Annotated in this window: 8 protein-coding genes; 4 read left to right on the forward strand and 4 right to left on the reverse strand. The window is 53.5% G+C overall.

The window, feature by feature from the left end:
* Positions 1 to 66 precede the first annotated feature (66 nt).
* The gene (gene nfuA / locus ACT3R7_RS05485; protein ID WP_018916145.1) at positions 67 to 672 is read right to left on the reverse strand and encodes a Fe-S biogenesis protein NfuA; all 606 of its coding nucleotides are present in this window, start codon (positions 670 to 672) and stop codon (positions 67 to 69) included.
* A 258-nt stretch (positions 673 to 930) separates the two neighbouring features.
* Here nfuA and metH point away from each other — a divergent pair, with 258 nt between their 5' ends.
* From metH to ACT3R7_RS05505, 4 genes are all read left to right on the forward strand, one after another.
* Positions 931 to 4,626: a methionine synthase gene (gene metH, locus ACT3R7_RS05490; protein ID WP_193092453.1), complete on the forward strand. Its 3,696-nt coding sequence runs from the start codon at positions 931 to 933 to the stop codon at positions 4,624 to 4,626.
* Between the two features lie 19 nt (positions 4,627 to 4,645).
* On the forward strand, positions 4,646 to 5,983 hold the full coding sequence (locus ACT3R7_RS05495) for an MATE family efflux transporter (RefSeq protein ID WP_193092452.1): 1,338 nt from the start codon (positions 4,646 to 4,648) through the stop codon (positions 5,981 to 5,983).
* A 114-nt stretch (positions 5,984 to 6,097) separates the two neighbouring features.
* On the forward strand, positions 6,098 to 7,753 hold the full coding sequence (locus ACT3R7_RS05500) for a nitrite/sulfite reductase (RefSeq protein ID WP_018916148.1): 1,656 nt from the start codon (positions 6,098 to 6,100) through the stop codon (positions 7,751 to 7,753).
* On the forward strand, positions 7,743 to 8,288 hold the full coding sequence (locus tag ACT3R7_RS05505) for a DUF934 domain-containing protein (RefSeq protein WP_192539425.1): 546 nt from the start codon (positions 7,743 to 7,745) through the stop codon (positions 8,286 to 8,288). Before ACT3R7_RS05500 ends, ACT3R7_RS05505 begins: the two co-directional genes overlap by 11 nt.
* Before the next feature lie 96 nt (positions 8,289 to 8,384).
* Here ACT3R7_RS05505 and ACT3R7_RS05510 read toward each other — a convergent pair whose 3' ends face one another.
* From ACT3R7_RS05510 to smrA, 3 genes are all read right to left on the reverse strand, one after another.
* On the reverse strand, positions 8,385 to 9,695 hold the full coding sequence (locus tag ACT3R7_RS05510; protein ID WP_226940241.1) for a type II toxin-antitoxin system HipA family toxin: 1,311 nt from the start codon (positions 9,693 to 9,695) through the stop codon (positions 8,385 to 8,387).
* Positions 9,695 to 10,024, reverse strand: a complete 330-nt coding sequence (locus ACT3R7_RS05515; RefSeq protein ID WP_192539427.1) for a helix-turn-helix transcriptional regulator — start codon at positions 10,022 to 10,024, stop codon at positions 9,695 to 9,697. The genes ACT3R7_RS05510 and ACT3R7_RS05515 overlap by 1 nt, the downstream gene beginning before the upstream one ends.
* A 221-nt stretch (positions 10,025 to 10,245) precedes the next feature.
* Complete coding sequence (smrA, locus tag ACT3R7_RS05520) at positions 10,246 to 10,836, reverse strand: DNA endonuclease SmrA (RefSeq protein ID WP_192539428.1); 591 nt, start codon at positions 10,834 to 10,836, stop codon at positions 10,246 to 10,248.
* Between the last annotated feature and the right edge of the window lie 37 nt (positions 10,837 to 10,873).

The raw sequence follows: 10,873 nt of genomic DNA on the forward strand, positions 1-10,873 counted from the left end.
AAGGCACCTAAATAAAATAAAAAAACCCAGCCGAAAGGCTGGGTTTTGAGGCTATGGCAACATCGTTTAGCGGTAATAAGCGTTGGTGGTATCAGTGTGGTCAGTAACATCACGGATTCCGGCAAGCTCTGGAATACGCTCCATCAAAGTTTTTTCAACGCCATCCTTCAAGGTTAAGTCTACTGCCGCGCAACCTTGACAGCCGCCGCCAAAGGCTAAAATGGCCATTTTCTGTTCAGTCAGCTCAATCAGTTTGATTTCGCCGCCATGAGAAGCAAGCCCTGGATTGATTTCGCTGTACAGCACGTAGTTGATACGGTCTTCCAAGGGGCTATCGGCATTCACCTTGGGCATCTTGGCATTGGGTGCCTTGATGGTCAGCTGCCCACCCATGCGATCGGCGTTAAAATCAACGACGGCTTCTTCTAAAAACGCTAAGCTGTTTTTATCCAGAAAAACATTGATCTTTTCAAGCTCAAGCTTAACATCGGCGGGTTCTTCTTCACCGGGACGGCAGTATGCCAAGCAGGTTTCTGCATAAGGCGTGCCGGGCTGGGTAATAAAGATACGCACGGCGATGCCCTCAACGTTTTGCTTTTCAAGCAATTCCGCAAGGTACTCCTGGGCGCTGTCGGTAATGTCGATACCGGGTGCTTCGATAGTCGTGGTCATGAGGCTATTTCCCTCCCGTGAACTGTGGCAATACCACTTCACATGTCATTTTCACGCTATGGTAAGCAAAACGGCGCGCCGACACAATCCCGACTGTTTTAGTAGGCTATTTAAGCTAAGGCCAGCAAAGGAAACTTCATAGACTGCATTCATAGCTGCCGTGTCTGGCGGCCTTTGGTATCATATTGGCCTGTTTCGTTATCGATACGATAAAACCAACGCCAAATTCGATTAAGACGCTGGAGAATTCCCCCTGTTATGGCCGCTAGTGATTTGAACGTCTCGCTCACCCAACGCCTTGCCCAACGCATTCTCATTCTGGATGGCGGTATGGGGACCATGCTGCAAAATGCCCAGCTGAGCGAGGAAGACTTTCGCAGTGAACGCTTCAGCGACTGGCCGTCGGATTTAAAAGGCAATAATGACCTGCTGGCACTCACCTGCCCCGACGTGGTCTCACGTATCCACCGCGACTATCTGGAAGCAGGCGCGGACATTATTGAAACCAATACCTTTAACAGTACGCGCCTTTCACAGGCCGACTACGGCATGGAAGACATCGTTGTCGAGCTTAACCGCGAATCTGCACGCTTGGCCCGTGAAGTATGTGACGCAGTTGCCGCTGGAACCGGCGTGCCGCGTTACGTTGCGGGCGTATTGGGGCCTACTTCACGCACTGCATCGTTATCGCCGGATGTGAACGACCCGTCCAAGCGTAACGTGACCTTTGATGAGCTGCGTGAAAACTATTACGAAGCCGCCCAAGCGCTGATCGACGGCGGCGCTGACCTGATCATGATCGAAACCATCTTCGATACACTCAACGCCAAAGCCGCGATCTATGCGCTTGAGGTGCTGTTTGAGGATCTGGGCAAGCGTCTACCGGTGATGATTTCAGGCACTATTACCGATGCCTCGGGCCGGACGCTTTCCGGGCAAACGACCGAAGCGTTCTGGAACTCGGTTCGCCACGCGCAGCCGCTATCAGTGGGCCTAAACTGCGCGCTTGGGGCTGAAGAGTTACGCCCTTACCTTGAAGAGCTATCCACCAAAGCCGATACGTTTGTTTCCGCGCACCCCAACGCGGGTCTACCCAACGAGTTTGGCGAATATGATCAGACACCGGAGGAAATGGCGTCTATCGTCAGCGAGTTTGCCGAGAGCGGCCTGGTCAATATCATTGGCGGCTGCTGTGGCTCAACGCCTGAGCATATCCGTGCCATTGCAGATGCGGTGCGCCCCATGCCACCACGCCAAATTCCTGAGCGTAGCCCCGCTTGCCGTTTGTCTGGGCTTGAGCCTTTCAATATTGATGCAGCCTCCTTATTCGTTAACGTGGGTGAGCGTACCAATGTTACGGGCTCGGCGCGTTTCAAGCGGCTTATTGTTGAAGAAGATTTCACCACGGCCCTGGAAGTAGCGCTGGAGCAGGTTGAAAGCGGCGCGCAGATCATCGATATCAATATGGATGAGGGCATGCTGGAGTCACAGGAAGCCATGGTGCGCTTTCTGAACCTGATCGCTGGCGAGCCGGATATTGCTCGCGTGCCGATCATGATCGACTCATCCAAATGGGACATCATCGAAGCAGGCCTTAAATGCGTACAGGGCAAAGCCGTTGTTAACTCGATTTCCTTAAAAGAAGGCGAAGCGGCGTTTCGCGAGCAGGCCACCAAGTGTCGTCGCTTTGGCGCGGCTATCGTGGTCATGGCCTTTGACGAGGATGGCCAGGCCGATACGTTCGCCCGCAAGACTGAAATCTGTGAGCGTGCCTATCGCCTGCTGGTCGATGAAATCGGCTTTCCGGCCGAAGATATCATTTTCGACCCCAACATTTTCGCCATTGCCACGGGCATCGAAGAGCACAACAACTACGCCGTCGATTTTATCGAGGCGTCTCAGTGGATTCATGAAAACCTGCCGCATGCGATGATTTCTGGTGGGGTTTCCAACGTCTCCTTCTCGTTCCGGGGCAATAACCCGGTACGTGAAGCGATCCACTCCGTGTTTCTGTATCACGCCATCCGTGCGGGTTTGAGCATGGGTATCGTTAACGCTGGGCAGTTGGCGGTATACGACGACTTGCCTGCCGAGCTTCGTGATGCCGTAGAAGACGTTGTGCTGAATAAGCGCAGCGACGGTACCGAGCGCCTGCTCGACCTGGCGGACAAGTACAAGGGCGACGGTAGCGGCCCTGCCAAGAAAGAGGATCTTGAGTGGCGCGGCTGGCCAGTTAACAAGCGTATCGAGCATGCCTTGGTTAAAGGCATCACGGCGTATATTGAAGATGACACCGAAGAGGCCCGTGTTCAGGCCGAGCGTCCTATCGAGGTCATTGAAGGGCCGCTGATGGATGGCATGAACGTCGTCGGCGACCTGTTTGGCGCCGGTAAAATGTTCCTGCCCCAGGTAGTGAAGTCCGCGCGGGTCATGAAGCAGGCGGTTGCCTACCTAATCCCGTATATCGAGGCGGAAAAAAGCGAAGGTACCCAGGCCAAGGGCAAAATTGTCATGGCCACGGTTAAAGGTGACGTTCACGATATCGGCAAAAACATCGTTGGGGTCGTGCTGCAGTGTAATAACTATGAAGTGATTGATCTTGGCGTAATGGTGCCTGCCGAGAAAATTCTTCAAGCCGCTATCGATCACAACGCCGATATTATTGGCCTCTCGGGGCTGATTACTCCGTCGCTTGATGAAATGGTCCACGTGGCCAAGGAAATGCAGCGCCGGGGCATGAACCTGCCGCTGCTGATTGGTGGCGCGACGACGTCCAAAGCGCATACCGCAGTCAAAATTGAGCCGCAGTATGAGCACCCGGTCATCTACGTGACCGACGCCTCTCGCGCGGTGGGTGTCGCCGGTCGACTACTCGCTCCGAATCTCAAAACGGCGTATGTCGCGGAAATCCGTGAAGAGTATGTCAAGGTACGTGAGCGTAACGCCAAGCGCCGCCCTAAAGCGGCAGACCTGGATTACACCCAGGCGCGCAAGCGCCGCTTCCGCACTGACTGGAATACCCAGACGCCGATTGAGCCTAAATTCCTGGGCCTCAAGACGTTTGATAACTATGCCCTTGAAGAACTGATCGAGCGTATCGATTGGACGCCTTTCTTTATGAGCTGGCAGTTGGCAGGCAAGTACCCAAAAATCCTTAATGATGAAGTGGTTGGCGAAGCCGCACGCAATCTGTTTGCCGATGCGCAAGCCATGCTGCGTAAGCTTGTCGATGAGAAGCGCGTTCAGGCCCGGGGCGTTATCGGCCTATGGCCAGCCAACAGTGTGGATGATGATGTTGTTGAGGTGTATGCCGATGAATCGCGTAGCGAAGTCATCGAACGGCTTCACCATATTCGTCAGCAAACCACCAAGGGCCGCGACGGTATCTGCTATAGCCTCGCGGACTTCATTGCACCTAAAGACAGCGGCAAGGCCGACTGGATCGGCGGATTTGCAGTCACCACAGGCCACGGTGTTGACGAACTTACCAAGGCCTATGAAGCCGCCGGTGATGACTACAACGCAATTTTGGTACAGGCACTTACTGACCGTCTGGCGGAAGCCTTTGCCGAGCGCATCCACGAACGGGTGCGTAAAGAGTTCTGGGGCTATGTACCTGAAGAAACGCTGGATAACGACGCGCTGATTGCCGAAAAGTATCAAGGTATCCGCCCTGCGCCCGGCTATCCGGCCTGCCCGGATCACACCGAAAAAGGCACGTTGTTCAAGCTGTTAAACGCTACAGAAAACACCGGCCTTACGCTGACCGAAAGCTACGCCATGTGGCCAGCCGCGGCCGTTGCAGGCTGGTACTTCGCCCACCCGCAGTCAAAGTACTTCTCGACAGGCAAGATCACCCGCGATCAGGTGGAAGCGATTGCCGAGCGTAAGCAGATGCCGCTTGAGGAGATGGAGCGCTGGCTCTCGCCGGTACTCTCTTACGACCCCAGCTAATTTGCCGCTTTAGATTCGCATGGCATTAGCATCCCGGCGTCACGGCAAAGTGATGCGCTTAGCGTTACCGATCATGTTGGGCATGCTCTCTCAGAGCATGCTCAATATTATCGATGCGGCTCTGGTCGGCCACCTGGGTCAGGTGGCGCTGGCAGGCGTTGGGGTTGGCGGCTACGGCATGTTCATGATGACCGCGCTGGTGTTTGGGCTTTCTTCCAGCGTTCAGTCACAAACATCCCAGCGTCTTGAATCCGGCCGTCATAGAGCCGTTCAGCCGCTGCAGGCAGGCTTGGCAATTGGCACGACCATTGGCCTGCCTCTCTCGCTACTTGCCTGGTGGCAGGCGCCTGCCCTACTCAATCTCATTACCCAAACGTCCGATGTTCATAGCGTAGCCGTCGACTACTTCCGCTGGCGCGTGGTTGCCCTGACGGCCATTGCTTTAACTCTGTGCTTTCGCGGGTACTGGAATGGCCGTCAGCAGACGCAGCTCTATCTACGTATCATCCTCATCGTTCAGGTGTTTAACGTTATCGCCAGCAGCGGGCTGATTTATGGCCTGGCGGGGTTGCCTAAACTCGGGGCTAGCGGCGCGGGCGTAGGCACGACGCTTTCCTTATTTCTAGGGCTGTTCATCTGGCTAGGCGTGACGTTTCAACAACGCTGCGATAACGGCTTTTTAAAGCGCTCGCTGTCATTCCAAACGCTACGCTCGACGCTTGCGCTGGCGGCCCCGCATTCGCTTCAGCAGGTATGCTTTGCAGGCGGCTACGTAGTACTGTTTTGGTTATTAAGCCGTTTAGGTACAGCCAGCGTTGCCGTGGGCCATGTGCTGGTTAATCTGTCGCTTCTGCTGATTTTGCCGGGCGTTGGCGTGGGTGTCGCGGCCATGAGCCTGGTGGGTGAAGCCCTGGGGCGTGATGATCAGGCAGCGGCCCATCGCTGGGGGTTGGATGCGCTGCGCGTGGCGGGCTTACTGCTGGCGATTCTAGCGCTACCCATGCTGGTAATGCCCGCTCAGGTACTGGGTATCTTCTTTTCAAGCCATGAGCTGGTTGCGCTAGGCACTCTGCCCTTGCAGATTACCGGCGCGATGATCGTTCTGGATGCCGCCGCCCTTGTGCTTGCCCAGGCGCTTATGGGCGCGGGAGCTCAGCGAACGGTGATGATGTTGACACTCAGCATGCAGTGGTTAGTGTTTCTTCCCCTTGCATGGTGGGTAGGCGTTGGTTTAGAACAGGGGCTGCTTGGGGTCTGGATAATGCAGCTATTTTACCGGCTTTTAAATTCGATCGGCTTTTTATGGATCTGGCAGCGCCGCCGATGGCTGGCCCCAAATATTTTAAATAGCGTTTAACGATAAAAAGATAATTATATATTCTTTTGTAGAATATGAGACACGCGTTAAGGTGACACTATATTAATGCCCGTCTTAACGTGACCATTTCGCTTTTTAGCAGGATCGTGCCACATGTACCGCTATGATATTCACGACCAAACGCTGGTTGATGAGCGTGTTGCTCAGTTTCGCGATCAAATGGATCGCTACTTGGCCGGACGTTTGGGAGAAGAAGAGTTTCGCCCGCTTCGCTTGCAAAACGGCCTTTATATCCAAAGGCATGCTCCGATGCTGCGCATCGCTATCCCGTACGGCATGCTAGCCAGCTACCAGCTGCGCGCCCTGGCGGATATTACTCGCCGGTACGACCGAGGTTATGGCCACTTCACGACCCGCCAAAACCTTCAGCTGAACTGGCCTGCCCAGGAAGACGTGCCGGATATCCTGGCCGAGCTTGCGAAAGTACAGATGCACGCCATTCAAACCAGTGGTAACTGCATCCGTAATACTACCAGCGACCAGTTTGCAGGTATCGCCAACGATGAAGTGGAAGATCCACGCCCTTGGTGTGAGCTTATTCGCCAGTGGTCGACGCTTCACCCCGAATTTGCTTACCTGCCGCGTAAGTTCAAAATTGCCGTGACTGGCGCCGCAAAAGATCGCGCGGCGATTCAGGTACACGACATTGGCCTGCGCCTATGGCGCAACGAGGAAGGCGAGCTGCGCGTTAAAGTACTAGCCGGTGGCGGCCTGGGTCGTACACCCATGATTGCTGAGGTGGTGCGTGAAGACCTGCCCTGGCAACACCTGCTGACCTACCTTGAAGCCTGTGTCCGCGTTTACAACCAGTTCGGGCGCCGCGATAACAAGTTCAAGGCGCGTATCAAGATCCTGGTAAAAGCACTGGGCATTGAAGAGTATCGCCGTCGCGTTGATGAAGAGTGGGCGCATTTAAAAGATGGCCCGCAGACGCTCAATCAGGCAGCGATCGATGTTGCCAAAGGCCACTTCCCCGAGCCGGAACGTCGCCCGGTGGCAGAGAGCGCCGTGGTTAATTTTGAACGCTTGCGCAGCGAAAACCGCAGCTTCGCACGCTTTGTGACCAATAACGTGACGGATCACAAAGTAGCTGGCTATAAAGCGGTGACCCTGTCGCTCAAGCGGCGTGAACATGCCCCTGGCGATGTCACGGCTGATCAGATGGATGCCGTGGCGGATCTAGCCGATCGCTATAGCTTTAGCGAAATGCGCGTGACCCACGAGCAAAACCTGGTGCTTTCCGATGTTCCCGTCGATGAAATCGAAGCGCTGTGGAACGAGCTCGAAGCGCTGGGCATGGCCAACCCCACCGTGGGTACGCTGAACGATATTATCTGCTGCCCGGGCGGCGACTACTGCAGCTTGGCCAATGCGGTTTCGATTCCTATCGCCCAGGCGCTCCAGGAACGCTTTGAAGATCTGGACTTCCTGTATGACCTGGGTCCGTTGGATCTTAATATTTCAGGCTGCATGAACGCCTGTGGCCACCACCATGTGGGCCATATCGGTATTCTAGGTGTCGACAAGAAAGGCGAAGAGTTTTACCAGATATCGATTGGCGGGAACTCTACCGACGACGTGTCGCTGGGCAAGATTCTAGGTCCTTCCTTCTTCCGCCAGGACGTTCCGGAAGTGGTCGAAAAGGTGCTGCAGGTCTACGTTGCCGAACGTCACGAAGACGAGCATTTCTTGGACACCTATCGCCGGATTGGCCTGAAACCCTTTAAAGAGCGTGTTTATGCCAAATAACGTGGATACCCCGACTGAAGAAGCACTGGTTCCGGTGCACGTTGATCACCTTCTGCTTGACGGCGAATTAGCGGCTGAAAATGCCTGGTGCGTGTCTTACGATGGCGTTAATTTGCCCGAACAGCGTCCGGCCTTCGTGCCGCTGGCGCTGTGGCAGGCCAACAAGCAGGATGACGAGCTTGCGCCGTTGCTCTTGAGCGACACCGAACTTAACGCTGAGCTGGCGGCTGAACTGAACCCGCTGCCCGCCGTGGCAATCGACTTCCCCAGCTTTACCGATGGCCGTGGCTACTCCATCGCCCGCCTGCTGCGTGAGCGCTTTGAGTACGCTGGTGAAGTACGTGCCGTAGGTGATGTATTGGTTGACCAGCTCGACTATATGCGCCGCTGTGGCTTTAACGCCATGGCACTACGCGATGATCAGCATCCTGAAGATGCGCTGCGCCTGCTGAATTCTTTTAGCGTACGTTACCAAACGGACGTTGAAGAGCGTCAGGCATTGTTTGAACGTCGCTGGACAGCCGCTAGCCAATAAGCCGCTAATTAGCATTTCTGTAAAAAACCGGCCAGGGTCGTCAGCCCTGGCCGGTTTTTTTCTATTGAAATGAACAGTTTTTTACTGCGGCATTGTCTACAGCTTCAGGCGAAGATGAGAAGTTACTTCGTCTATCAATGAAACAGGTACTTCGTGCTCCTTCGCTAATAAGTGCCATTGCGCAACGTGTTCAAGCGTTTCGTCAATCATGGCGTTGATTCTTGGCCGGGTAAAGCGTGGGCTGAGCTTTTCAAGCGAGTAGAAATCTTCTCGCGTAAAGTGATCGCGCTTACCGTTCAAACTCATCCAGTGACTGTTAACCCACTGGCTTCCCGGTTTATAGCTATACGCAAGATCATAAGCTGGCGCGAGTGACCACTGCTCTCCTTTCAGCATAAAAGCAAAGTTTTTTGCGTGATCATCATGGTTTCTTGCCACGATATTAAACACCATACGTCTGAAAAGCTGATCGGCCTCTTCTGCGGAGAGGCGTAGCTGTCTTGCAACACCAAATAACTCTGCGTAAGAAAAAGATCCTGGTTTTTTATAATCTACATGGGCAATGCCATTTAACGTCTGCATATGCCGCTTGTGATTCCCGATACGGTCAAAGCGCTGAGTAATGAAATGACGGCGTTTGCCTTCCTGCAATAATTGACAAGGCATCATCTCGATACCGCAGGATTTCGCTAACAGGTGGTACACATACTCCATAGCACCATAACCTAGCGGGTCACCGAAAACCTCGCGGTTTTGGTTATGCTCGCTAACACCGTCAAATTTCATTAAATAGTGAGCAAACCCTTTAGGCACATCCGCTTGGCCTGAGCGCACCTGGGAGAAATCTTGGTTAAATGCCAACACGGCCTTAGGCCGTGCGCCACCTGCGCTCATTCCAACAGAAAGCAGTGCCATCATTGCTTCCCTATCATCTTGGCCCTCTTTCGTGAGCTCTACGGAAAAGCCAGCACGGTTATCCAGTATTTCCTGGGCAATACTTACCAGTGATGCTATTTCTATTTGGCTGGAGGCATTAAGGCTTTTTAGCCGCGTTGCAGGCGAATACTCCAGGGCCCCCATGCCACGTTTGCCAGTATATTGCAGCCGTTGAAGCGGCGTAATATCACTGGGTTGCCCGCCCTTGCTGGCAACCCAGGCATTCAATACGGCGTTACCAAAATCATCGGGCAAAGAATCAGCAATTAGCCCGGGAAGCCCTTTAAAGGTTTTAAAATCAAGTTCAGGAAACGCGTATATTCTACGGGCTAACGGCATTTTCAAAGGGGAAAGTTCGATACCTCTCTTAATAAACGAAGTATCGTACTCAAATGCGCCATGACCAGTACGTGTATCGAAACTAACCGCACCTACGTAGTGGTTCAGATAGTGAACATCGGCAGCTTCCATTACCATTCAAGCGTCTCCCCGTCAGCTATGGTGCTCTGCCCAGAAGCACGCTTGCGCTGTTTGCCTTGGAGTTTGGAGAGCTGTAAGGGGGAAATCATTTGCTGTGGCAAGAAGTGATCCAGCTGTGCTGTCAAATTCAAGGCCACCATAATGGCAACGAACGCCTCTAGCTGAGCCCTACCCTTTTCAGCATTCAGTACCACCTTTCTGGATAAGCCAGCAAGCTTAGCCACTTCTTGCTGCGTCAGATCCTGGTTAAGACGTGCCTGCTTCAAGCGATGCCCCAGCTCTTCCACCAAAGCAGAGGGCGACATGCTCTCAATGCCCATAAAGTCCTCTAAAAAGTACTTAAAAGCGAAAAACGCTCTTTAAGCCCCTATAATAGCATATTAAAGAATGAGGCCATTTTAAAAGTGCTTATATTTGGACTTAAAGCGCAAAAATGAGTCATTAAGTGCCTTTTTAGGCACTTAATGAAAAGTTTAAATGAAATAAGGAAAAAAACTAGATATGCGAAACGCATTAATACTCAGAGACTTGGAATTATTCTTTAACCCCGCCGCTTTTGCTGGCGCTCACGGTTATTGGCTTTTGCTCGCTCGCTTTTGCGCAGCATTACCCAGGTAGCGCCAAGGCCGCCTTCTGAAGGTTGCGCGGATACATAAGCCTGCACTTCATCGAATTGGCTCAGCCATTTGGCTAAATACGAGCGCAGAACGTTGGCGGGACTATCCAGTTCACGCCCCCGGCCGTGAACAATCATTACTGAGCGCAAGTCGTTGGCGTAAGCCTCTTGAATAAAGGGAAACACCATTCTTCGACACTCAGCCAGCGGACGCCGCAGTAAGTGCAGCTGGGCCTGCACGCTATACCCACCGTGCTTCAGCTTATCGACGACGCCCTGCTGGGTGCCCTCACGGCGATATTCAATAGGGTCAAAGGGGGGCAGCAAATCGACAAAGTCATCGGATAGAAAGTTACGCTCGCCAATGGCTTCTTCAGCACTTTCCCGCCTGGCAAGCTGTGCTTCGGAGGGGCTTTGTCGACGACTCCCTGCATCGGCGCGATTGCTACGCGGCAGCGGTTTTACATCGCCAATAAAGGCTCGGAAATCCATATCATCACGAAGTGGCTGGTTCATTACAGGCTCCTCCGATAAGGTCTAACCATTATCCTAG

Origin of the sequence: Halomonas sp. AOP43-A1-21, assembly GCF_052376775.1 — a bacterium.
GTDB classification, from domain to species: Bacteria; Pseudomonadota; Gammaproteobacteria; order Pseudomonadales; family Halomonadaceae; genus Vreelandella; species Vreelandella colorata.